Below are 22,019 nucleotides of genomic sequence, written 5' to 3' on the forward strand. Positions count from 1 at the left end.
GCGGCTCCGGTCGGGGGCGGCAGGGATGCGGGAGGTCAGGTGTGGCCGGCTGGTGGTGGGGTGGGGATCCAGAACTCGACCGTCGTGCCCGCCCCCGGCGGGCCGAGGATCGTCCACCAGCCGCCGGCGGTCTCGGCACGTTCGCGCATCTCGATCAGCCCGAAGTGGCCGGGCTCGGTGGCGGCCGGGGACAGGCCGGCGCCGTCGTCGCGGACGCGGACGTGCACGCCCGCGCCCAGCGAGCGCAGCATGACGGTGACGTGCCGGGCGGCGGCGTGCCTGCGGACGTTGGTCAGCGCCTCCTGGCAGATGCGATAGACGGCGAGCACGGTCTCGTCGGGCGGCTCGGTGTCGAGGTCGTGGCGCAGCTCGTGGGTGAGGCCCGCGGCGGGCATGGTCCGCTCGAGGTAGCCGGCCAGGCTGTCCACCAGGCCGTCGGCGGGCGGGCGCAGAGCGAAGGCGAGGTCGCGCAGGCGCAGCACGGCGGCGTTGACGTCGTCGTCGAGCGCCCGCACGGTGGCCGCCTGCTCGGCCGGCAGGCTCGCACCCCACGACCGCAGCCGCATCCCGACGGCCACCATGGACTGGATGGTGTCGTCGTGCACCCCGGAGGCGATCCGCCGCCGCTCCCGCTCCTGCGCCTGCCGCGACACCAGCAGCTCACGCTCACCAGCCGCCCCGCCGGCAGCGCCACGCTCGCCCAGCTCACGTTCACCGGCCGCAGTGCCGGCGGCGCCCCGCTCGCCCAGCTCACGTTCACCGGCCGCAGTGCCGGCGGCGCGCTGCTCGGTCTGGCCGCGCTCGCCGCCCGCGGTGGCGGGCCTCTTGCTCGGGCGCTCGCCGGGCGGCCCGGCGGGGGTGTGGTGGGTGGTCAGGTCGTGGGTCACCTCGCCGAAGCCCCGCAAGGCGCCCGCCGCGTCGCGCAAGGCGGTGATGGCGACGCCGGCCCAGAAGCGGGTGCCGTCCTTGCGCACCCGCCAGCACTCCTCCTCCCAGCGGCCCCCGGAGGCGGCCGCCGCCAAAGCGCGGGCGGGGTCGCCGGCCGCGATCCCGGCGGGCGGGTACGACAGGGAGAAGTGGGCGCCGACGGCCTCGCCCGCGGTGTAGCCGGTGATGCGCTCGGCGCCGGCGTTCCAGCTGAGGACGACGCCGTGCGGGTCGAGCATGAGGATGGCGGGATCGCGGATGCTCTGGACGAGCTGGCTCATGACATCCGGCGACGGGTCATGCTCGGGCATACCGCACCTTCTCACGCGTGGCGCGCGACGCCAAAGCCGATCACGCCCTGCCGGCCATGCTCCGCCGTCATGCCTCTGAGGTGCGCGCTTGGGCGTCGGAGAGGCCCGCGACGAGCTCGCACCACACGACCTTCCCACCCCTGAGACCGCCATTAAGACCGCCATTAAGACCGCCACTGAGACCGCCACTCGGACCGCCACTGAGACCGCCACTGAGACCGCCACTGAGACCGCCGCTTACACCCTCCGCGGGACCGCCCCCGAGACCGTCACCGGGACCGTCACCGGGACCGCCGCCCCTTAGCGGGCCACCCAGGTGATCGGGGTCCGCGGGTGAGATGCCCCACCCGGCCGACAGCAGCCGTACGACGTGCAGCCCCCACCCGCTGGCCGGCCCGGGTTCGCGCGTCCGCGGCACCCCGGCACCCGCGTCGCCGACCTCGATCCGCACCCGGTCGGCGCTCCCCCGCACACGCAGCACGGGCGAGCCGTCGCCGTGCACGAGCGCGTTGGTCACCAGTTCGGACACCACCAGCAGGACGTCCTCGTGCCGCCCCTGGAAGCCGCACGTCACCAGGGCCTCGCGGGCCAGCCTGCGCGCCTCCGTGATGCTGGCCATCTCCTCCGGCAAAGGGGTGTCCACCTGGTATGTCTCGGCCTCCGCACGTTCCACGCCTCTACTTTCGTGGAGCGCGGCGGCCGGTCACGAGACGCAGGCACCCCAGGCCGCCTGGTACGCATGTGGGACGTGACCTGGTGCAGCCGCATCAGTCGAGCAGCCCGTCCCGCCGCGCGAACGCCACCGCCTCCAGCTTGGACCGCGCCCCCAGCTTCTCCAGCACATGCTGGACGTGGTTGCGCGCGGTGTTGCGGGCGACCCCCAGCCGGTCGCTCAGCTCGTCGGTGCTGACCCCTTCGGCGAGCAGCAGCAGCGTCTCCCGCTCGCGCGCGGTCAGCGCCGCCCCGACGTGACCCGCGCGCCCGGTCAGGCGGTCGAACACCCCGGGCAGCAACCCGGGCGCGAACACCACCCCGCCCGCGGCCACCTCGCGCACCGCCGACTCCAGCTCGCCGAGCCGGGACGACTTCACCACCAGCCCGGCACCACCGGCGGCCACCACCCGGGCCGCGACGGCGGCGCTCGCCTCGCCGGTCAGCACGAGCACCCGGGCCTTGGGCGCGAGCGCGGTCAGCCGGTCGATGGCCGCGATGCCGTCGCCGTCGGGCAGCCGCCGGTCGAGCACGACGACGTCGGGGCGGCACCTGCCGGTCTCGGCGAGCGCCTGCGCGACGGTGCCGGCCTGGGCCACCACCTCGATGTCGGGCGCGCGGCCGAGGGCGAGACCGAGGGCCTCCGCGACCATCGCGTGGTCTTCCACGAGAACCAGCCGGATCGGAGGAGGGGGCGGCATGGTGAGGTCCCTTTTGGCGTGGCGTGCTGCCGGGTCGGCACGGGCTGGGGCGCCTGGGTCCGCGACGCCTTGACCCAGTCTCCCATGCTCTGCGGAGCACCGGCCTTCGCCCAGGTCCAGGCCGGTGTGGACGGTCCAAGGTCAAGGCCGTGCGAAGCCCTGGCAAGGGCAAGTCACACCATTGGTAGGGTTATCCGAAAATATCCGGATCTATACGGGTGGGACAGGTGGAGGTCGAACAAACAGCACTGCCGGGCATCGGGCTACGGCACGATTTCACCACTCGCAAGGGACAGCGGGTCGGTGTCGTCTCTCATCGCACCGGCCGCCGGGATCTGGTCATCTACGACAAGAACGATCCCGACGCGGTCTGCCAGACGGTGAAGCTCAACGACGAGGAGGCCGACGCCCTCGCCGAGCTCCTCGGCGCGCCTCGCATCGTGCAGCGGCTCAACCAGCTGCACCAGCAGGTCGAAGGCCTGATGAGCGTGCAGCTGCCGATCCCGGCCGGCTCCCCCTACGCGGGGCGTCCGATGGGTGACGCCCGCGTGCGCACCCGTACCAGCGCGTCCATCGTCGCCGTCGTCAGAGGCGGGCAGGTGTTCGCGAGCCCGGGACCCGGCTTCGTCTTCGCCGTCGGTGACGTCGTGGTCGTGGTGGGCAGCGAGGACAGCACGTCCGACGTGGCCGGCATCCTGGCGAACGGGTAGGGCCGCGGGTGCACGAAACCGCGATCATCTTCCTGGAGTTCGGCGCTGTCCTGCTCGGCCTGGGGATTCTTGGCGCGCTCGCGTTGCGCGGCGGCATCTCTCCCATCCCTCTGTACCTGATCGCCGGACTGGCGTTCGGTACCGGCGGGGTGCTGCCGCTGGCGACGAGCGAGGCGTTCATCTCCACCGGCGCCGAGATGGGCGTGGTCCTGCTGCTCCTCACGCTCGGCCTCGAATACAACGCGGACGAGCTGGTCACCAGCATGACCAGCAACTTCCGCGCGGGCATCGTCGACCTGGTGCTCAACGCCGCGCCAGGGGCCATCATCGCCCTGCTGCTCGGCTGGGGACCGGTCGCGGCCATCGCCATGGCGGGCGTCACCTACGCCACCTCGTCGGGCATCACCGCCAAGGTGCTGTCCGACCTGGGGTGGATCGGTAACCGGGAGACGCCCACCGTGCTGTCGCTGCTGGTCTTCGAAGACCTGACGATGGCGATCTACCTGCCGGTCCTGACGACCATGCTGGCCGGGCTGAGCCTGCTCAGCGGGGCCATCTCGGTCGGCATCGCGCTGCTCACCGTGAGCATCGTCCTCGTCGTGGCGCTGAAGTTCGGACGCTACATCGAGGCGTTCGTGCGCAGCCCCAACAACGAGGTCATGCTGCTCAAGGTGGTCGGCCTGGCCCTGCTGGTCGCGGGCCTCGCCCAGCAGCTTCAGGTGTCGGCGGCGGTCGGCGCCTTCCTGGTCGGCATCGCCCTGTCGGGGCAGCTCGCCGAGGACGCGCACGCGCTGCTGGCGCCGTTGCGCGACCTGTTCGCGGCGGTGTTCTTCGTCTTCTTCGGTTTCCAGACAGACCCGGCGAAGATCCTGCCGGTGGCGGGCCTCGCGGCGCTGCTCGCCCTGGTCAGCATGATCACCAAGCTGCTGACCGGTGCGTACGCGGCCAGGCGGGCGGGCATCGCCAAGGCCGGTCAGGCACGTGCCGGCATCGCCCTGATCCCGCGCGGTGAGTTCAACATCGTCATCGCCGGTCTGGCGGTGGGCGCCGGCGTGCACCCCGACCTGGGTGCTCTGGCCGCCGCGTACGTGCTCATCCTCGCGGCGTTCGGCCCGCTGGCGGCCAAGCTGGTGCAGCCGCTGATCACCGCCATCGCGGAACGGGCGGCGTAGCGTCACCCTCATCCGATACCGTGTTCGGATGACAGAACGACAGGGCTCCATGGAGCGGACGGTCAGGTCCGCCGACTGGGACAGCCGGGAGATCTCCGGCGAGCGCCATCACCGGGTGCTGTTCCAGGAGGTGGACATGACCGAGCTGACCGACCAGGGCTGCTCGTTCGAGGAGTGCCGGTTCGAGAACGTCCGCTTCAACGTCTCGGTCCACCGGGACGCGAGCTTCGCCGGCTGCGTCTTCACGCACTGCTCGTTCTTCGACGCCACGTTCACCGGCTGCAAGCTGACCGGCGCCGTCTTCGCCGACTGCACGTTCGGGCTGCTCAAGGCGACGGGCGGCGACTGGTCCTACACCTCGCTCTACGGCGCCGACCTGCGCGGCAGCACCTTCGACGGCGTGCGCCTGCGCGAGGCCGACCTGTCGGAGGCCCGGCTGGAGAAGGCGTCCCTGCGCTCGTGCGACCTGTCGGGGGCGCTGCTGCGCGGCGCCGACCTCACCCGGTGCGACCTGCGGGGCAGCGATCTGCTCACGCTGGAGCCCGGAGAGGTCACGCTGAAGGAGACCCGCATCGACCCGGCGCAGGCCGCCATCGTGGCCGCCGGCCTGGGCTTCGACGTACGCGGGTGACGCCGTGCGCGAGCTGACCCCGGCAGAGCAGGCCGTCTCCGAGGCGATCCCGCGCGGCGCGAAGGTCGACGCGGGCCCGCTCGGACCGGTGCGCGCGGAGGTGCTGGCGGAGCTGCTGCTCGCCGAGCGCACGGAGCCGGGCGCCAAGCCGGCGCTGCGGCTGTCGGGCGCCCATGTCACGGGCCGGCTGCACCTGGCGTTCGCCGAGCTCGACCTGCCGATCCTGCTGCACGACTGCGTCTTCGACGAGGTGCCCGACCTCTACCAGGCCCGCACCCGCTTCATCAGCCTGACCGGCTCCACGCTGCCCGGCCTCATCGCGTCCAACGCGCAGGTCGAGGGCAACCTGCGGCTCAACGGCTGCCACGTCACCGGCGAGCTGCGCCTGCCCGGCGCCCACATCAACGGCACGCTCTCACTCAGCGGCGCGCGGCTCGACCATCCGGGCGGCGCCGCGATCAACGCCGAGCACCTCGACGTCGGCAGCAGCCTGCGCGCACAGGACGGCTTCGTCTGCGACGGCGAGATCGTGCTGACCGCCGCCAGGGTCGGCGCGGCGGTGAACTTCGACGGCGCCAGGTTACGCGCGCCGGGCGGGCTGGCGTTCGGCGGCTCCAACCTCGACGTGCAGGTGGGGCTGTTCGCCCGCAGCATGGAGGTCGAGGGTGAGGTCAGCCTGCGGTTCGCGCGCGTCGGCGGGCCGCTCACGCTGCGCGGCTCGAAGCTGCGCAACCCCGGCGGCCTGGCCGTGCACGGCGGCGGGCTCAAGGCCGAGAGCGGACTGTTCCTCGCGCACACCGAGACCGAGGGCGCCGTGTGGCTGCGGGCCGCCGCCGTCGGCCGCACGCTCAGCCTCGACGGCGCGCACCTGGTCAACCCCGGCGGGCAGGCGCTGGCCGGCGACGGCCTGACCGTCGACGGCGCCCTGGTGGGCCGGCACGGCCTGGTCGCCGAGGGCGAGATCAGCCTGCTCGACGCCTCGGTCAGCGGGCCCGCCCACTTCGAGGGCGCGCGGCTGGTCAACCCCGGCGGCGCGGCCCTGTCGGCCAACGGCATCACCGTCGGCAAGGTGCTCAACCTGTGCGACGGGTTCACCGCCGAGGGCCGGGTCCGCCTGACCAACGCCCAGATCGGCAGCCGCCTGTGCCTCGACGACGCCACCCTCGCCGCGCCCGGCGACGTGGCGCTCAAGGGCTGGCGGCTGGAGACCCGCGAGCTGGCGATGCGCACCGCCGCGCCGGTGCGCGGCCGGGTCGAGCTGGGCCACGCCCGCATCGGCGTCCTCCGCGACGACCCGGCGGTCTGGCCGGGCGAGCTGCGCATGGACGGCGCGTCGTACGAGGTGCTCGACCCCATGCTGCCGGCCGCCGAGCGCATCGCCTGGCTGCGCCGCGACCCCGAGGGCTACCGTCCCAACGCCTACGAGCAGCTCGCCGCGATGTACCGGCGGCTGGGCGGCGACGCCGACGCCCGCGCGACCATGCTGGCCGGGCAGCAGCAGCGCCGCGCCACTTTGCCCTGGTACGCCCGCGCCTGGGGCCACCTGCAGGACGTCACCGTCGGCTACGGCTTCCGCCCGCTGCGCGCGGCCGGGTGGCTGCTGGCGCTGCTCGCCGTCGGCACGGCGGTGTTCTGGCTCGACCGGCCGCCGCCGCTCAAGCGCGGCGAGGCGCCCGAGTTCAACCCGCTGGTCTACACGCTCGACCTGCTGCTGCCGATCATCGACTTCGGGCAGGAGAAGGCGTTCAACCCCGGTGGCGGGGCGCAATGGCTGGCCTACGGTCTGATCGCCGCCGGGTGGGTGCTGGCGACGACGATCGCGACCGGCCTGACCCGCACCCTGCGCCGCGCCTGAGCCCTGCCGGTTCATGCCGGTTCAGCCGAATGTGGCGTGGAGCCCCGGGCGTTCACGCTCGGGAGGGCGCCGTACTCCTTGCGCAGGAGCCGGGCAGAAACGCCTTTGAGTGATCGCCGTGGATGCGGCCCATACCTCACAGCAGTGCTCGCACTGCGGGCATATGGACAAGCGCAACCGGCCTGACCAGGCCACCTTCTCGTGTACGTCGTGCGGTTTCGCTGAGCACGCCGACGTCAACGCAGCCCGGAACATCGCCTCACGCGGTGCGACGGGCTGGGCAGTGAGTCACGCTGCCTGACGCGGACCGGACCGTCGAAGCCATCGACGGCGAGGAGCTGCAAGCTCGGTCGTTCACGACCGAGAAGCTGACAAGAGCGTGGTGGCGGTCTGCCAGAGGCCGGGCAGGGCGGCCAGCACCCGGTCGGCGCGTCGGCGGCGGTCGGCCGGCGTCGCCACGCCGAGGTCGGCGAGCAGTTCGCCGAACCCGTCCTCGAAGCCCCGCTCCCCCGCCAGCGCCCGCTTGTCCAGGCACCGCGCGTACGTCGCCACCAGCCAGAACACCGCCTCCCTGTGCAGGCCGGCGGCGATCAGCTCGCGGGTGCCGTCGATGGCGGCGGGGCGGGCGACCGGGCTGAGGTCGGTGTCGAACCGGTAGGCGGGCACCCGCAGCGGCGCGGTGGCGTCGAACACCTTCTCCAGCATCGCGAGGTGCCCCTCGACCTGGGCGCGGCTCAGGTGGGCGCAGCCGAGCAGGTCGAGCAGGCTCTCGTGGTATTCGAGCCGCCCGTGCTCGGCGAGCAGGTCGCGGACGGCGGCGTAGCGGCGGCGTACGGTCGGGTTGCGCAGCCCGGCCACGAGCAGCACGTGAGTGGTGACGCCGGTGCCGAACAACCACGAGGTGACCTGGGCGGGCAGCGAGGCGGACTCGTCGATGCCGTTGATCCAGCCGCGTACGCGGTCCATGGCGCCGGTGCAGCGGGCGAGGACCCAGGGGCGCTCGGCGAAGTCGCGGGCCACGACGCGGTGGATCTCGCTCAGCCGTCCGGTCGGGTCGGCGAGCAGGCCGGGCAGATGGAGGCTGCCGGCCAGGTGGTAGTCGCTGAGCACGTCGTGGACGGAGCGGGGCGCCACCATGGAGGAGACCTCCAGCAGCACCCCTTCGTAGTGGAACTTCCCGATGTGCCCTATGTGAGCGGCGGGGTCGGCGACGACCATGACGTCCACGTCGGAGGACACGGCCAGCTCGTCGCCGGGGTCGGCCCACAGGACCGACCCGGTCAGGAACGCCCCGCCGAACCCCGGCAGCTTCGCGCCCTCCTCGAGCACCCACTGCCGGGCGACCTGCCTCGCCTGCTCAATCCGCATCCAGCTCCTCCCGGTCGGGGCCGCGGCGCGAAGTCTTCAACCAGACGAGCACGCCCAGCACGACGAGCACCGCCAGCACGCCCCAGATCCAGGCGGGCACACCCGCCGGCGCCTCGTCGGTGGTCGTGGCGCCTGCCGGTGTGTCCGCACCGGGGTTCCCCGGCTCGGACGGTCCGGCCGTGGCTCCGGTCGCCGGTGCCGCGGCCGTCTCGCCGGTCACCGTGGGCGAGGCGGACGGAGATGTAGATCCTTTCACGTTGAACGGGATTTCGCCCTCAATGGGATGTCCGTCGGAGGACACGACCCGCCACCCGATCGTGTACGAGCCGGGCGCCAGGAGCTGCGTGACGCCGGCGGTGACGAGCGGGCCGTCGAGCTCGGGCTCGCCGAGCTGGAGCTGCTTGCCGGACGCGTCGTGCAGCACCACGAACGGGAACTTGACGCTCGCGGTGAACTCGAGCTCGATCTCCTCCAGCGCCGTGACCTCGGCGTCCTTCGCGGGCGAGCTGCGCTTGAGCGCATCGTGGGCCAGCGCGGGCGATGCCATGAGGCCCGTTATGAAGGCGGCGGCGAACAGGGTGGCGAGGAGAGAGCGCAGCCCAGCGAAATGGAGCGAGAATGCCATGTCAGGTCTCCAGAATGATCTTCCGGACGACCGCGCCCGTGGCGCCGGACGTCCGGACACAGGCCAAGGGTGAAAAGGCGCCGTGGGGCGTCAGTGACGCCCCACGGCGGGCGGTCCTCGCCTGCTGATCGTGCGGGAGACGAGACGGCCCAGAAGGGGCGCGGTCTCGGGGGTGGCCGGGCGCCAGGCGGGCGGCCGGGCATCGGGTACGGCGACCGCGGTGACGAGCAGCCGGACGGCCGGGAACGGGGTGCCGTACAGGCGGAGGATCAGCCACAGCGCGCTCTCGCCGCGGTGCAGCCACCAGGCGCTGAGCACCGCGACCGTGAGGTGGACCAGCAGCATGCCGGCGGCCGGATGACCGTGGACGTGCCCGGCCGCCTCACCGGGCGCCAGGCGGTCGAAGAGCTGGTGGAGCAGCATCTGGGTGCCGACGGTCGCCGCGAGCACCGCGCCGGGGCCGCGCTCCCGCCCGTCGGCGAGGTACGCCAGCGCGAGCGTCGCCAGCACCGCGGCCAGATAGACAGGGAACGGCACCGCCCCTCCCCCGGCCAGCGCATGCCCGCCCACCGACACGGCACCGCAGACCGTCGCGAACACGACGGCCCGCGCCAGCCGCAGCACCACACCGGCCCTCGGCACACCGGCCCTCGACACACCGGCCCTCGACACACCGGCCCTCGACACACCGGCCCTCGACACACCGGCCCTTGGCACAGCGGCCGGCCGCGCACCCATCGCCGGCGCGCCGTCGGCCGGGCCTAGGGTCCGGGCCGCTGGGCGGACCGGCTGCAGGACCGGGTGCGGGACCGGGTGCGGGACCGGCTGCAGGACCGGGTGCGGGACCGGGTGCGAGGCCGGGGATGGGGCCTGGGATGTCGCGGGGGACACAGGCGACATCCTTCCACACACTTCTCGCGGTCCCGAGGTTCGGAGCGCGCGGGTGAGGGCAGCGGATCCGGATGGACACCCCCACGGATGTCGCCACGAGCGTCGCCACGGGCGCCGGCCAGGACCTCGAACGCGTGGTCCGGCAGGAGCTGACGGAGGCGGGTTTCAGCGTCGAGCCGTCGCTGCTGACCGCCGACGGCGGGCTCGGGGTCTGGCACGACCCCGCCCGCGGGGTGGTGGTGACCTGGGGCCGCTCGGCGGAGCAGCTGGTCAGGTACTCCACCATCAGGGACGCGGTGCAGCTCGCGCTGCGCACGGTGCTGGTGGAGGCCGGTCACCAGGTCACGGAGGATTTCGACGGCCTGGAGCTGATCGTCACGTCCTGACCCGGCGCAGCGGCCGGCCGACCTCGTGCAGGTGCCGCAGCGCCTGCCCCCACGACTCCAGCAGCCCGCACTCGACGTAGTCGATGCCGAGCGAGGCGCAGTGGTCGCGGACGATGGGCCGTGCCCTGCGCAGGTTCGCGGTGGGCATGCTGGGGAACAGGTGGTGCTCGATCTGGTAGTTCAGCCCGCCGAGCGCGGTGGTGACGAGATGCCCGCCGCGGACGTTGCGGGAGGTCAGCACCTGCTTGCGGAGGAAGTCCAGCTCGTCCTCAGCGGTGAGCACGGGCATGCCCTTGTGGTTGGGGGCGAAGGTGCAGCCGAGGTAGACGCCGTAGCAGGCCTGGTGCACGGCGAAGAACAGCAGCGCCTTGGGCAGCGGCAGCACCAGCAGCAGCGCCCCCAGGTACGCCAGCACGTGCCCGCCGAGCAGCGCCCCTTCGATCGCGCGGTTCTTGAGCGTGGGCCTGCGCAGCGCGCGGAAGCTCGACACCTTGAGGTTGACGCCTTCGAGGGTGAGCAGCGGGAAGAACAGCCACGCCTGGTAGCGCCCGATGAACCGGGGCAGCCCCTTGCTGGCCGCGGCCTGCCGCTCCGACCACAGGAGGAAGTCGGGTGAGACGTCGGGGTCGTGGTCCTCGTGGTTGGGGTTGGCGTGGTGGCGGGTGTGCTTGTCCATCCACCAGCCGTAGCTGAGCCCGACGGCCAGGTTGCCGACGATCAGCCCGGCGTTCCTGCTGGTGCGCCGGGACCGGAAGATCTGCCCGTGCGCCAGGTCGTGGGCCAGCAGCGTGACCTGCCCGAAGGCCGCCGCGAGCAGCACGGCGACGGCGAGCTGCCACCACGAGTCGCCGAGCGCGGCGAACAGCGCCCACGTGCCCGCGAACAGCGCGGCCACCAGGGTGATCCTGGCCGCGTAGTAGCCGGGCCGCCGCTCGAGCAGCCCAGCCTGGGCGATACGCCGCGACAGCCGCGCGTAGTCGCTGCCCCGCTGCCCAGAGCCGGGGCGGGAGGTCTCCGTCACAGTCACATGCGTCTCCGGGATGCCGAGGGGAAAATGTGATCTCTTCCCAGCATTCCGGTCGATAGGCGTCCTGCGAACCCCGGCTGTCACCCGATTTCACGGTAGGGCCAGCACTACCGTATGTGCGCCCCCGCCGCCTGGGTATCGGGCTGCCACCGCACTCAGCGCGGCACTGGACGACCTCACCAGGTGGGGAACGGCGGGCGGCGGGGGCGCGGCTCAGACGAGCTGCGGCGCGTCGGGCACGGCACAGGCCTCTCCGTGGATGTGCAGGTCGGGGCGGAAGGCCGCGAGGTAGGACGCCCGGTCGCGGAAGGTCGCGGCCAGCGCGTCGCCGTAGTCGATGAGCTGCCGGTGGGCGTGCCTGCGCGGCTCGTAGCGGGCGTACAGCAGCCGGTCGAGCAGCTCGGCGTCGCCGCCGGCGGCGCAGATGACGTCGGCGAGTATCTCGGCGTCGCGCAGCGTGTAGCTCATGCCCATGCCGGTCATCGGGTGGCAGGCGAACGCGGCCGAGCCGAGCAGCGCGGCGTTGCCCCGGTGGTACGCCTCCACGCGCAGCGACGACACCTTGATGCGCTGCCAGGTCGCCGCCTGGAGGTGGTTGAAGGTGTCGGAGCTGTCGGTAACGAACTTCTTCAGCTCGTCGAGCAGCGCGGGGATGCCGTCCTGGAAGATCTCCTTGTCGTCCTCGGGGGGCAGGCCGACGAAGACGCGGGCCTCGTCCCTGCTGATCGGGTAGAAGTAGGTGAACCAGCCGTCGGAGCTGAAGTACAGCCGGTTGAGCTGCGCGACGCTGGCGCTGAGCGGCACGGTCGCCACCCGCATGAGCACCCGCTCGTACGGCATCGTGCACTGCTCGATGGCGAGCGCCTGCCGGACGGCGGATTTGGTGCCGTCGGCGCCGATGACCACGCCCGCGTGTAACCGCCGCCCGTCGTGGAGGGTCAGCTCGGCCGGGCGGCCCTCGCCGGTGGCGAGGTCGTCGATGCCGGCGTCGAACCAGAACTCCACGCCCGCCATCGCGCACGAGGTGTAGATGAGCTCGACCAGCTCGCGGTAGGGGCGGATGAGGAAGCCGCCGTCGGGGAAGCGGATCTCCTGGATGGGGTCGCCATCGTGGTAGTAGCGGATGGTGTCGCGCCGCAGGCCGTTACGGCCGACGAGGTCGGCCAGGCCGTGCCGGGCGAGCACCCGCAGTCCCGGGGGCTTGAGGAAGTCGGCGCCCGCGCTCGGGACCGAGGGTCCCTGCTCGATGACGACGACGCGCTGCCCGCGGCGGCCCAGCAGCAAGGCCAGGAAGCAGCCGCCGAGCCCGGCGCCGACGATCGCTACGTCGCACGATGTGGTAGCCATGACGAGAGCCCTTCTGAATGGGTGGAACTAGTTCGTATGTCCGCGGGTCCCGGCGAGCGGCCCCGGTTCGGCCGCACGCGGCCGCGGGACATGATCCGTGTGCGGGGCGGCAGAGGGGTGCGCGGACGGAGTTGCGGAGGGAGCACGGGTCTCGACCGGCAGCAGCGCGTCGGCCTCCGCCGCCACGGTGGCGAGGGTCATGCGCAGTTCGAGCAGCATCCGGCGGGGCACCTTCACCATCACGTCGCCAGGGTCGGGCCGCTGCCTGGTGATCTTGGTTAGCGCCAGCGCGCCGATCAGCACCGAGATCCCCACGCACAGGGCGAGCGCGCCGGCCAGGCCCGCGAAGGGCCCGGTCATGAACGGGTGGTCGATCACGACCGACACGACGGCGACGCCGACGGCCCCGCCCACCATGCGCGCCATGGTGGCCGCGCCGACCGCGGAGGCGTACTGGTGGGGGCGGGCGGCCAGGGTGGTGGCGACGGAGGTGCCCGGCGCGAGCGCGCCGACGCCCATGCCGACCACGACGCTGGCGATCAGGCCCCACACGGTGGGCCCGGCCTGCGTCAGCACGAGCACGCAGGCGCCGCCGCAGAGCAGCGACCCGGCGTAGATGAGGCCGTACGCGCCGACCCGCTTGACCAGCTTTCCGGCCAGGAAGCTCGTCACGACCACGGCCACCGACGTCGGAGTCAGCCACATGGCCACCTCCAGCATCGGGTAGCCGAGGTGCAGCAGGTAGAGCGGCTGCACGGTGAGCAGCCCGTACGACAGGGCGCCGAAGCCCCAGGTGGCCAGCCAGCCCCAGACGAACCTGGGCCGCCGCCACAGCGCCAGGTCGATGGCGGGCAGCCGGTGGTGCCTGGCCTGGGCGAGCGCGCCGCCGATGAGGGCGAGGGCGGCCAGCCCCAGCCACAGCACGTCCGTCCCCCAGGCCATGGCCTTGGAGATGGCGAGCACGATCACCGCGATGCCGGCGGCCAGCAGCCACGCGCCGAGGACGTCCGGCACGCCCTTGGCGTTGCCGCGCTTGCCGGCCGGCAGCCCGATGCAGGCGATCAGCAGGAGCACGCCGATCACCACGTTGGGGAGGAACAGGGCGCGCCAGCCGACGGCCACGGCCAGCCAGCCGCCGCCGGCCTGCATGAGCAGGCAGCCGAGCCCTGAAGCCGAGCTCCACAGCGCGATCGCGCCCCTGCGCTGCGACTCGGGCAGCTCGCCGAGCAGCAGCCCGAGGCTGGCCGGGATCATCGCCGCGGCGCCCGCGCCCTGGACGGCCCGTGCGGCCAGCACGTACGACCAGGGTTCCACGGCGACGGTGGCGATGCCGCCCAGCACGAACACCACGAGCCCGACCGCCAGCACGCGCCGCCGGCCGAACAGGTCGGCCCAGCGGCCGGCGGTGGCCAGCAGCGCCGCGATCGGGATGAACGCCGCGCTGGTCAGCCAGACCAAATCACCGAGCGGCATGCCGGCGCCTGCGGGCGTGTACTTCAGTACTCCCACCGCCAGGGTGGTGGCCGTGGTGTCGGCCATCACCGTCAACATGACACCGGCACCGACGAGGCGCAGCATCACGCCGTGACGCCGGCTCGTGGTGGTGGGCCTGACGGCCGCTGGTGACGAACGCACGTGGGTCCTCCTTGGATTGCGTCGAGCCGTTCTCCCGCCCCGGGGCGCTCCGGCCGCGCGCCGGGGCGGCGCGATCTGCGAGGTCTGCCGGCGAGTGTCAGGCGCCGTACCGGCCGGGCGACAGCAGGCCGTCCGGGTCGAGCGCCGTCTTGAGCCGGTGCAGCATGCCGAGGCCGGCGGTGCTGGTCTCGGACCAGACGTCGGCGGCGGCGTGGTCGATGTCGGAGCGGTAGATGGCGCAGCCGTTGCCGCGCAGCACGCAGTTGCCGTCGTTGCGGAGCTGGTGCGCGCGGTGTGCCGCGCCGGGGGCGCCGCGGTCGAAGAAGATCTGCATGACGCCGTTGCCGATGTGCGGGCTGACCAGGTTCCACTCGATCATGAGAGCGGTGGTGTGCGCGTCCACGGCGCTCTGCAGGGCGCCGACGAGGTGCTCGGTCCTGCGTGCCTGCAGCGGCATGAGCGGCAGCAGCGCGAGGAAGCCCATCGGGCCGTCGTCGATCTGGTCGCAGGACGTCACGCCGAGCGCGTTGTGCACGCCGAGGCAGGTGGGGATGCCCAGCGACATGAGCGCCCTGGCGTAGAGCGGGTCGTGCGGGCCGACTTCCGCGGCGTCCACCACGCGCAGCGCCTCGGCGCCCTCGACCTCGATGAGCGACTTACGCAGCAGTTCCTCGGCCAGCTCCACGGTGGCGTCGCCGCCCATGAGCGGCCCGAGCACGGTGAACAGGCTCGGGTCGACGCCGCCGGGGAGCGTCCAGTCGCCGTGGGACGGGACGAGCGCCAGCTCGCGGACGCGCATCAGGCCGTCGGCGGGGTTGCCGCGGCGCAGGAAGCCGGCGATCGCCTCGAGCGCCACCCCGGCCTGGTGGGCCGGCATGCGGCCGTGCACGAGCGCGATGGTCTCGGGGCGCGGCACCAGCGAGACGGCCATCGCCGTGACGATGCCGAGGTTGTGCTGGACGAACGCCTGCGTCAGGTCGGGCCCCGCGACCCTGCCGTGGTAGCGGCCGGCGGGGTCGAGCCCGCCGGTGGTGACCACGCTGCCGTCGGCGAGCACGGCCTCGATCCCGGCCACGTCGTGGACGCGGGAGCGGATGCAGCCGTCGCCGCGGTCGAGCGCGTTGCCGATCACGGAGGTGTCGGCGCACGAGGCGGTGACGTTCAGCATCCACGGGGTGCCGCGCAGCACCTCGGCGAGCTGGCGCTGGGTGACGCCGGGCTCGATGACGGCGTAGCCGGCCTCGAGGTCGAGACCGCGGATGCGGTTCATCGCGCCGAGGTCGACGACCAGGTTGTCGTCGGTGACGGGCATGGCCGAGCCCATGCCCCAGTTCCTGCCGGTGCTGATCGGGTAGAGACGGCGGCGGTCCGCCGTCGCCTGCCTGACGAGGGTGCGTACCTCGTCCAGGGTGCGTGGCGTCTCGACGCCCGCCACGGTGCGCGGCTGGTGGCCCCCGACGTCACGCGACCGCAGCTCCGGGCGCGAAAGGTCCTGCATGACTCTCCTCAAGTGGTGCGGTTTCGCTCTTCCGGCTCCCTGCGTCGGGGGCCGCTGGGGCACGACTCAGACGGTGTGCTGAAGCAGGTCGTCGATGGAGCCGATGGCCTGGTTGGACATCTCCCTGATGCCGAGCAGCCGCTGCTCGACGAACTCGTCCGCCTCGGGTGGCGGGGGCGCGTCGAACGGGGTGCTGAAGCGGCCGGGTGCGTAGTCGGCGGGGAAGTCCGCGGTGAAGTCGATCGTGCCGTGCGGCGCGGCTTGCGCGGGCATGTCCAGCCCGTAGGGGTGGCGCCTGGCCCGGTCGGTACGGTCATGCCTGGATCGGGCGGGCAGGTGCGGGGGGGTTCGCATGACGGGAGCTCTCCTACCGGATTCGGGTGGGTTTTTCCGGGCGACCACTCGCCGTTGAGCGGTTCGGGATCAGCGGGCGCCCTCCTCGAGGTCGGCGTGTGCGACCCCTGGAGTGACGGCGGCGGGGATCACCCGCGGCACGCCGTGGTTGATGACGCTCGCTGCGATGCGGCGCTCGGCCAGGCCCATGTGCGGCCGGCCCGCGCCCGCGGGGATCGGCCGTGCGGTGGCCGTCCCCCTGATCATGGAGCTGGCGTGCACCCAGCGGCGCGACTCCGCCAGCACGTCGCGCCGCGCACGGGCCGGGTCCCCGTGCCGCGCGTGGTGTTCGCAGACGGCCCGCGCCAGCACCCGCGCCATGACGAGGTGCTCTTCGCAGGCCGCCGCGACCTTCGCCTCCAGGCCGGCGACCTGGGCGAGGAGCAGCTGCAGGTGCGGCAGGCCCGAGCTGCGCTCGAAGCCGTCCAGCTCCGCCAGCCGCTCCGGCCAGCGCAGCCGCCGCTCGATGGCGGCGCACACCTCCTCCACCAGCCGCGTGGCCGGCGCGCCGCCGGGGTCGCGGCCGTCGAGCTGCACGGCCCGCTGGGCGGTGTGCTCGAAGTCGGCGAGCCTGCGCAGCCCGCTCTGCAGCAGGCGTACGCGATTGTGCAGGCACGCGGCGCTCCAGCCCAGAACCAGCAGCCGGTCGGCGTCGGCCTCGCAATGCCAGCCGACCAGCGCCACTTCGCGGGCCATCCGGTGATACAGCACCCACGACTCCTGCTCGGCGACCGGCACCGGGGTGTCGATCCACACCTGCAGTCCGCCGGGGGGTAGTTCGGCGACGCCGACGTCCACGCCGGGGGGCGCGACCCTGGCGCAGATTCGTTCGACGACCCGCTGTTGCGCGGCCGTCTCCGGCGCCATGGGCGCCGGGCTGGGCAGCACGCGCTCGGGGGCTACTCTCGCCCTCGGCTCGATGCTCATTGAGGGCCACCTCCTGACCCGACCTACGTAAATTGACACTTAATAGTGCCGTCCCGATCGTCGTCAGGAGCCGGTTCTCTGTCAACTGTCACTTTACGCATCTGGTATGTCTGGCCACGCCCGAAGGTGGGTAGCGCCGTGAACCGCCGACTTCCCGCAGGTGAATGCCGGGTTACGCGCTGTCGATGATCTAAAGTTCGCTGTGGTGCCGACGGTCGTGGAGGAGAGCCGGGGAGCGAGCGCGTGCGGGTGCCAAGATCCATGGTCGTGGGCCTGTCGGTGGGCATGTCGGCGGCCCTCGTACCGGCCGGGTGGCCCGTCAAGGCGGACGGCGGCCCCGGTTACTGCGTGCTACCGGAACACTCCCTCCAGTCCGGGGCTTACCTCATCGATACTGCTTCCTCACTGGGCTGGATCCATCCGCATCCCGCGCCCCTCGCGCCGGAGCCCACGAACACCGAGCGGCTCGACTTCGCCGGGTTCCCCAACGTGTCGGCGCTCGACGTCACGGGGCCGCGCGGCCGGCCCGCCCGCAAGGTCATCACCACGTTCACCACGAACGTGGACCGGGTGGTCGTCCTCACCAGCTCGGCGGCCGTCTCCGACGACGACGGGCGCACGTTCGGCCCGGCCGGCCCCACGCCGCTGCGCGAGTCGCCGGTCGAGCTGCTCGACGGCCGGTTCTTCGCCACCGAGTACTATCCGCACCGCACCGGGCCGCACACCGCGCGGCTCGGCGTGCTCACCTCGTCGGCCCTCTCCGACGGCGAGAGCTGGCTGCGCTCGGAGTCGACGCTGATCACGCCGGGCGACCTGCTGCCCGGTGGGGCCGCGCACGGCACGCCGCTGCAGCTCGCCGACGGCACGATCCTCATCACCGTGTACGCCCGCTACGCCCCGGTGGACGCCTACCAGGCCGAGGTGTACGCCAGCGGCGACGGCGGCCGCACCTTCGTCAGGCGCGGGGTCATCGCCGAGCCGGGCGGCGGCTTCCAGTTCACCGAGGCCGCGATCGCGCAAGCCGTGGACGGGAGCCTGGTGGCGGTGCTGCGGCGCGACGGCGGGCCGTACGCGACGCTGTGGCAGAGCCGCTCGCCCGACGGCGGCCACACCTGGACGCCCGCCCGCGAGCTGCGCTTCGCCGGGCTCGACTGCGTGGTGCGCGGCGTGGCGCCGCGGCTGCTGCTGATGCCCGGCGGCGCGCTCGTGCTCAGCGCGGGGCGGCCGGACAACTGGCTCGCGGTCTCGCCCGACGGGCTCGGCGAGACGTGGCGGGAGCCGCGCGTGACGTACCACAACCGCGACGGCATCTGGCCCGCGCACGGCTCGTCCGGCTACACCGGGCTCGCCGCCGTGGGGCCGCACCGGCTGATCCAGGTGTTCGACAACTGCAAGCTGCCCGGGGTGCGGCCCAGCGGGCTGCTCGACGAGACCGCCTGCCCGGCGCACGGGCGGTTCGAGCACGGCGGCTGGTACGCGATCAAGCGGCTGCTCTTCGACGTCGCTGTCCCCGGCAGCCGGATCGACCTGGCCGACCTGCGGCGGCGGGGCGAGCTCCGGGTGTCCACCACCATGCGGTGGACGAGCCCGTACCGGCCGCGCACCGGTCCGGGCGGGGCCTTCGACGGCAGCACCGGCCACTGGTCGAGCGCGGTCGCCGCCGGGCCCGGCCGGTACGTCCTGCGCTTCTCCCGGCCCCGGACCATCAGCCGCGTAGGGCTCAGCCTCCGGCCTGGACATCCCGCCTCGGCCCGTGTGTACGTCTCACAGGACGGCCGGACGTGGGGCCCGCCGGTGGTCACCGTCAAGGATCGGACCGATTACGCGCTCCGGTACGCGACGGTCGGGCGGACCGCCCGATACGTCAAGGTGGTCCTGCCGGCCGCGTCCGGATGTGACGCGGAGATCGGATTCGAATGCAGCATGCTGAATGAGATCGAACTCTATTCCTGAGCCTTTTCGCGGCTTTTTCGAGACGGTTTTGGATACGCCGGGCGGCGGCCGCCCGGCGCATTCCCTTTCACCGCCGCGGCGGGAACCCGTCGCCGCGGCCGTAGCCCCCGTCGTCCCTGGCCGGGCCCTCCTCGTCGATCTCCAGGCGCTCTCTGCGGATCTGCCCCTCGACGATCTCCTCGCCCTGGACGTCCTGCTTGTGCACGTGAATGCGCTCGACCGGGACGGTTTCCTTGCCGATCACCGGGCGCTCCTCGTGCAGGATCATCTCGCGATCCTCCGCGCCTATCTCGTACGATCCCGACAATCCGGCGTCGCGAATGTCCTCGCGCTCTATGACGACTTCCTCGTGCGAGAGCGGGACCGATTCCTGGACGTTTTCCGTTTCCACGTACTTGTGCAGGCGTACGCGACCTGACTCTCTGCTCTCCTTGCCGATGTGGAGCTGCTCCTCCGAGCACGTCATGTCGATGTCGCGGTCCTCGGCGAAGCCGCCGGTCTCGCCGGCGAAGCCTCTGGGCTCATCGGTGAAGCCTCTGGGCTGGTCGTCTCTCATGCCCATGGTTCTGCCGCCGGGCATCAGGCCGGGCTCGTCGGTCGTGCCGGGCGTGTCGCCGATGAGGCGGTCGGACTCGTCGAGGCCGCCGGACCTGTCCATGTCGGACATGCCGGACCCCGCGCCCAGCCCCGCGCCCGTTCCTGTGCCGGTTCCTGTGCCGGGCCGGTCCATGAGGCCGGGGCTGCCGGCGGCCAGGCCCTCGCGGTTCTCCGCGGCGAAGCCCTGCCGCTCACCGCTGTCGTCGAAGTCGGCCGGCCGCTGGCGCGGGACGTCCGTCGGCTGCATGCCGTAGTAGCGGTAGAGGTCGGTCTCCTCGTCGAGGGACAGGCGGCCGTCCACGTCGATGTTCGGCGCCCCCTTGATCATCTCCTTGTCGAAGGGAACCCGGATCTCCTCGCCCGAGCGGCGGGCGTCCTGGAGCGGCACGAAGGTCTGCTTCATGCCGAAGAATCCCGTGCGTACGGTCACCCACTCGGGCTCGCCGGTGCGGTCGTTGAGGTAGACCTGGCCCACCTTCCCGATCGACTGTCCGTCCGACCCCACGACATGGCAGTCGAGCAGGTTGCGGATCTCTGTGTTCATAGCCACGACGATCCCCCTGATGTTTTCGTCCTGGTTCAAGAGGGACAAATACCCCAGATCACCGCAAAGCCGTACAGGGGTTGGGCACGTTTCGGCCTATTTCACGGAACGGCTCTCGGGTCATTCCCCGCCTTCCCCCAGCTTCGCGCCCCTGCCCCGCCTCGACCCCGCGTACGCGGCGCCGCGCAGCACCTGGAGGCGGCTCGCCGGACGCAGGTACGGGACGCTGTTGACGAGCGGGTCGAACGTCAGGTCGCCGTCCGGCAGCGCGGTGTGGATCCGCAGCCTGCCCAGGTATTGCACCCCCGCCCACAGATGGAACGCCAGGTCCCGGCGCTCCAGCACGCCCGGCAGCTCCGCCGGATCGACCGGCACCCGCCGTCCGCCCTCCGGCCTGGCCACGATCCGGCACCGCCGCTGCCCGCAGTAGTAGGTGGCCAGCGTGGAGTAGGGGCCCGACGTGAAGCCACGCCTCGGCACCGGGACGAACCCGTACCCGGTGGACAGCAGCAGGTCCACGCCGTTGGGCAGGCGTACGGCGAGACCCAGCACGTCGGGCAGCCGGCCCGGCAGCGACACCCCCTTGGACAGGCGCACCGGCACCTCGTGCTCGCCATGCTCCCCGAGCAACTCCGACTCCACGGTGAGCGTCGCCCGCAGCAGCAGCCCACGCGGATGCAGCGCCCTTCCACGCCGCACCGCCGCCACCCACCGCGCCACCCACCGCGTCACCTGCCGCGCCACCGCCGCGGCCACAACCCCGAGCCCCCGCGCAACCCGATCCACCCCGCCACTCGACCCCTTACGCGCCGCGCCACCCGGCCCTTTGCGCGCTGCGCCGCCTGCGCCCTCATGCGGCGAGCCGCCCGCGGTCCGCCCCTCCGTCGCGCCGCTCGTGGCGTCACCCGTCGCGGCGCCCGCCCCCTTGCTCGTGGCGTCACCCGTCGCAGCGCCCGTCCCCTTGCTCGTGGCGTTGCCCGTTGTGCTGTCCGTCCCCCTGTCCGTCCCCGTGTCCGTCCCCCTGTCCCTCCTGCTCATCGCTCATCGCCTCCTTCGCGGTTCGTCGTGCTCGATCAGCCGCCGCCCTGGGCCTCGCGCAGCGCCTTGAGGTGCTGGTCCAGGGACGGGGCCGCCGTCTTGGCCAGCGCCACCACCGCCGGCGCGGAGCCCTTGGAGATCTCGGTCTTCGTGGCGTTCAGCGCCTCGCGGTGCGCCTTGATCATCCCGGCCAGGAAGTCCTGGTCGAAGTCCTGCCCGCTGACCTCCCTGATGCGGTTCAGCAGCTCGTGCTGCTCCGGCGACGGTGAGGTGGGTAGATCGACGCCCAGGTGCTCGGCCGTCCGGGTCACCTTGGTGTCGAGCTTGGTGTGGTCCTTGACGAGCATCTGGCCGACCTGCTTGATCGGCTTGGTGGTGGCCTTGCCCTGGGCCAGCCGTCCCGCCTGGACCTCCGTCAGGTTGGCCTGGTGGATGGCCCGCATCCAGGTCCTGTCCTGCTCGGACGGCTGCTCGCCGGTGGGCCCTGGAACGGCGGCGGCGCTCTGCGGCGGCGGCTGCTGACCGGAGCAGCCGGTCAGGGCGGCGAGGGCCGCGGCGGCGAGCAGAAGGGTCAGACGTGTGCGCATGAGGCTTCCTATGACGGAGTGATACATCTCACCCACAGAGCGTAATCGCCACTCGGAGCCCCGCCCGGCACCCCCGCAACCACAGGCGCGCCTCCCACCGCCGCGCCTCTCCGAGCCCTGTCCGGGGCTCTGGCCTTCGCAGGCGCGCCTCACGCTGTCGCGCGTTCCGCACCTCCTGATCATTT

At 72.6% G+C, this 22,019-nt stretch carries 22 protein-coding genes; 7 read left to right on the forward strand and 15 right to left on the reverse strand.

Translation table 11 applies throughout. The features are described 5' to 3' along the window. Positions 1-35: 35 nt before the first annotated feature. From ACFFR3_RS11640 to ACFFR3_RS11650, 3 genes are all read right to left on the reverse strand, one after another. Positions 36-1,238: a PAS domain-containing sensor histidine kinase gene (locus ACFFR3_RS11640; RefSeq protein WP_345403058.1), complete on the reverse strand. Its 1,203-nt coding sequence runs from the start codon at positions 1,236-1,238 to the stop codon at positions 36-38. A gap of 67 nt (positions 1,239-1,305) precedes the next feature. Next, positions 1,306-1,911 carry an ATP-binding protein gene (locus ACFFR3_RS11645; protein ID WP_379483084.1) on the reverse strand — a complete coding sequence of 202 codons (606 nt, stop codon included), beginning with the start codon at positions 1,909-1,911 and terminating at the stop codon, positions 1,306-1,308. A 94-nt stretch (positions 1,912-2,005) separates the two neighbouring features. After that, positions 2,006-2,650 carry a response regulator transcription factor gene (locus ACFFR3_RS11650; protein WP_364377131.1) on the reverse strand — a complete coding sequence of 215 codons (645 nt, stop codon included), beginning with the start codon at positions 2,648-2,650 and terminating at the stop codon, positions 2,006-2,008. 227 nt (positions 2,651-2,877) lie between these two features. Here ACFFR3_RS11650 and ACFFR3_RS11655 point away from each other — a divergent pair, with 227 nt between their 5' ends. The 5 genes from ACFFR3_RS11655 (at position 2,878) to ACFFR3_RS11675 (ending at position 7,319) form a co-directional block, all read left to right on the forward strand. Next, entirely contained in the window at positions 2,878-3,360 is a 483-nt protein-coding gene (locus tag ACFFR3_RS11655) for a cation:proton antiporter regulatory subunit (RefSeq protein ID WP_345403049.1), read from the forward strand. Positions 3,361-3,368: 8 nt separating this feature from the next. Then, positions 3,369-4,532 carry a cation:proton antiporter gene (locus ACFFR3_RS11660; RefSeq protein ID WP_345403046.1) on the forward strand — a complete coding sequence of 388 codons (1,164 nt, stop codon included), beginning with the start codon at positions 3,369-3,371 and terminating at the stop codon, positions 4,530-4,532. Between the two features lie 28 nt (positions 4,533-4,560). Further along, entirely contained in the window at positions 4,561-5,163 is a 603-nt protein-coding gene (locus ACFFR3_RS11665) for a pentapeptide repeat-containing protein (protein WP_345403043.1), read from the forward strand. Between the two features lie 4 nt (positions 5,164-5,167). Beyond that, complete coding sequence (locus tag ACFFR3_RS11670) at positions 5,168-7,018, forward strand: hypothetical protein (RefSeq protein ID WP_345403040.1); 1,851 nt, start codon at positions 5,168-5,170, stop codon at positions 7,016-7,018. A 118-nt stretch (positions 7,019-7,136) separates the two neighbouring features. Next, complete coding sequence (locus ACFFR3_RS11675) at positions 7,137-7,319, forward strand: zinc ribbon domain-containing protein (RefSeq protein ID WP_379483377.1); 183 nt, start codon at positions 7,137-7,139, stop codon at positions 7,317-7,319. Positions 7,320-7,372: 53 nt separating this feature from the next. Here the strand turns inward: ACFFR3_RS11675 and ACFFR3_RS11680 are convergent, their stop codons facing one another. The 3 genes from ACFFR3_RS11680 to ACFFR3_RS11690 all read right to left on the reverse strand — a co-directional run bounded on the left by ACFFR3_RS11680 (position 7,373) and on the right by ACFFR3_RS11690 (position 9,653). Further along, positions 7,373-8,386: a hypothetical protein gene (locus tag ACFFR3_RS11680; RefSeq protein ID WP_345403034.1), complete on the reverse strand. Its 1,014-nt coding sequence runs from the start codon at positions 8,384-8,386 to the stop codon at positions 7,373-7,375. After that, a complete protein-coding gene (locus ACFFR3_RS11685) occupies positions 8,376-9,011 on the reverse strand; it encodes a copper resistance CopC family protein (RefSeq protein ID WP_345403027.1) in 636 nt (211 codons plus the stop codon). The genes ACFFR3_RS11680 and ACFFR3_RS11685 overlap by 11 nt, the downstream gene beginning before the upstream one ends. A 90-nt stretch (positions 9,012-9,101) precedes the next feature. Then, positions 9,102-9,653 carry a hypothetical protein gene (locus ACFFR3_RS11690; RefSeq protein ID WP_345403022.1) on the reverse strand — a complete coding sequence of 184 codons (552 nt, stop codon included), beginning with the start codon at positions 9,651-9,653 and terminating at the stop codon, positions 9,102-9,104. A gap of 320 nt (positions 9,654-9,973) precedes the next feature. On the opposite strand from ACFFR3_RS11690, the gene ACFFR3_RS11695 reads away from it, so the two are divergent. Beyond that, positions 9,974-10,288, forward strand: a complete 315-nt coding sequence (locus tag ACFFR3_RS11695) for a hypothetical protein (RefSeq protein WP_364377122.1) — start codon at positions 9,974-9,976, stop codon at positions 10,286-10,288. Here the strand turns inward: ACFFR3_RS11695 and ACFFR3_RS11700 are convergent. From ACFFR3_RS11700 to ACFFR3_RS11725, 6 genes are all read right to left on the reverse strand, one after another. After that, positions 10,278-11,309, reverse strand: a complete 1,032-nt coding sequence (locus ACFFR3_RS11700; RefSeq protein ID WP_446686041.1) for a fatty acid desaturase family protein — start codon at positions 11,307-11,309, stop codon at positions 10,278-10,280. The two genes, ACFFR3_RS11695 and ACFFR3_RS11700, sit on opposite strands and share 11 nt — an antisense overlap. Positions 11,310-11,528: 219 nt before the next feature. Further along, the gene (locus ACFFR3_RS11705) at positions 11,529-12,662 is read right to left on the reverse strand and encodes an FAD-dependent monooxygenase (protein WP_364377118.1); all 1,134 of its coding nucleotides are present in this window, start codon (positions 12,660-12,662) and stop codon (positions 11,529-11,531) included. Between the two features lie 27 nt (positions 12,663-12,689). Continuing rightward, a complete protein-coding gene (locus ACFFR3_RS11710; RefSeq protein ID WP_364377116.1) occupies positions 12,690-14,297 on the reverse strand; it encodes an MFS transporter in 1,608 nt (535 codons plus the stop codon). 97 nt (positions 14,298-14,394) lie between these two features. Continuing rightward, positions 14,395-15,795 (reverse strand): FAD-binding oxidoreductase, encoded by a 1,401-nt coding sequence (locus tag ACFFR3_RS11715; RefSeq protein ID WP_364377114.1) that lies wholly within the window; start codon positions 15,793-15,795, stop codon positions 14,395-14,397. Between the two features lie 66 nt (positions 15,796-15,861). Next, the gene (locus tag ACFFR3_RS11720; protein ID WP_364377112.1) at positions 15,862-16,149 is read right to left on the reverse strand and encodes a hypothetical protein; all 288 of its coding nucleotides are present in this window, start codon (positions 16,147-16,149) and stop codon (positions 15,862-15,864) included. Positions 16,150-16,218: 69 nt separating this feature from the next. Further along, positions 16,219-17,115, reverse strand: coding sequence for a hypothetical protein (locus ACFFR3_RS11725; protein ID WP_379483085.1), 897 nt, complete (start codon positions 17,113-17,115; stop codon positions 16,219-16,221). Between the two features lie 243 nt (positions 17,116-17,358). Between ACFFR3_RS11725 and ACFFR3_RS11730 the strand changes: the two genes are divergently transcribed. Beyond that, complete coding sequence (locus ACFFR3_RS11730) at positions 17,359-19,068, forward strand: exo-alpha-sialidase (protein ID WP_379483086.1); 1,710 nt, start codon at positions 17,359-17,361, stop codon at positions 19,066-19,068. Positions 19,069-19,135: 67 nt separating this feature from the next. On the opposite strand, the gene ACFFR3_RS11735 is transcribed toward ACFFR3_RS11730, so the two are convergent. From ACFFR3_RS11735 to ACFFR3_RS11745, 3 genes are all read right to left on the reverse strand, one after another. Further along, on the reverse strand, positions 19,136-20,209 hold the full coding sequence (locus tag ACFFR3_RS11735) for a DUF2382 domain-containing protein (protein ID WP_379483087.1): 1,074 nt from the start codon (positions 20,207-20,209) through the stop codon (positions 19,136-19,138). A 120-nt stretch (positions 20,210-20,329) separates the two neighbouring features. Further along, the gene (locus tag ACFFR3_RS11740; protein ID WP_379483088.1) at positions 20,330-20,995 is read right to left on the reverse strand and encodes a hypothetical protein; all 666 of its coding nucleotides are present in this window, start codon (positions 20,993-20,995) and stop codon (positions 20,330-20,332) included. Between the two features lie 287 nt (positions 20,996-21,282). Then, positions 21,283-21,834 (reverse strand): DUF4142 domain-containing protein, encoded by a 552-nt coding sequence (locus ACFFR3_RS11745; RefSeq protein ID WP_345402981.1) that lies wholly within the window; start codon positions 21,832-21,834, stop codon positions 21,283-21,285. Positions 21,835-22,019 lie beyond the last annotated feature (185 nt).

This window comes from Nonomuraea salmonea (assembly GCF_042428605.1).
Lineage (GTDB): Bacteria > Actinomycetota > Actinomycetes > Streptosporangiales > Streptosporangiaceae > Nonomuraea > Nonomuraea salmonea.

Bases quoted from the DNA above. Each gene is read 5' to 3' on its own strand.
- ACFFR3_RS11720 (WP_364377112.1), bottom strand. From the start codon at position 16,149: ATGCGAACCCCCCCGCACCTGCCCGCCCGATCCAGGCATGACCGTACC.
- ACFFR3_RS11715 (WP_364377114.1), bottom strand. From the start codon at position 15,795: ATGCAGGACCTTTCGCGCCCGGAGCTGCGGTCGCGTGACGTCGGGGGC.
- ACFFR3_RS11640 (WP_345403058.1), bottom strand. From the start codon at position 1,238: ATGCCCGAGCATGACCCGTCGCCGGATGTCATGAGCCAGCTCGTCCAG.
- ACFFR3_RS11695 (WP_364377122.1), top strand. From the start codon at position 9,974: ATGGACACCCCCACGGATGTCGCCACGAGCGTCGCCACGGGCGCCGGC.
- ACFFR3_RS11680 (WP_345403034.1), bottom strand. From the start codon at position 8,386: ATGCGGATTGAGCAGGCGAGGCAGGTCGCCCGGCAGTGGGTGCTCGAG.
- ACFFR3_RS11735 (WP_379483087.1), bottom strand. From the start codon at position 20,209: ATGAACACAGAGATCCGCAACCTGCTCGACTGCCATGTCGTGGGGTCG.
- ACFFR3_RS11725 (WP_379483085.1), bottom strand. From the start codon at position 17,115: ATGAGCATCGAGCCGAGGGCGAGAGTAGCCCCCGAGCGCGTGCTGCCC.
- ACFFR3_RS11665 (WP_345403043.1), top strand. From the start codon at position 4,561: ATGACAGAACGACAGGGCTCCATGGAGCGGACGGTCAGGTCCGCCGAC.
- ACFFR3_RS11685 (WP_345403027.1), bottom strand. From the start codon at position 9,011: ATGGCATTCTCGCTCCATTTCGCTGGGCTGCGCTCTCTCCTCGCCACC.
- ACFFR3_RS11650 (WP_364377131.1), bottom strand. From the start codon at position 2,650: ATGCCGCCCCCTCCTCCGATCCGGCTGGTTCTCGTGGAAGACCACGCG.
- ACFFR3_RS11705 (WP_364377118.1), bottom strand. From the start codon at position 12,662: ATGGCTACCACATCGTGCGACGTAGCGATCGTCGGCGCCGGGCTCGGC.
- ACFFR3_RS11745 (WP_345402981.1), bottom strand. From the start codon at position 21,834: ATGCGCACACGTCTGACCCTTCTGCTCGCCGCCGCGGCCCTCGCCGCC.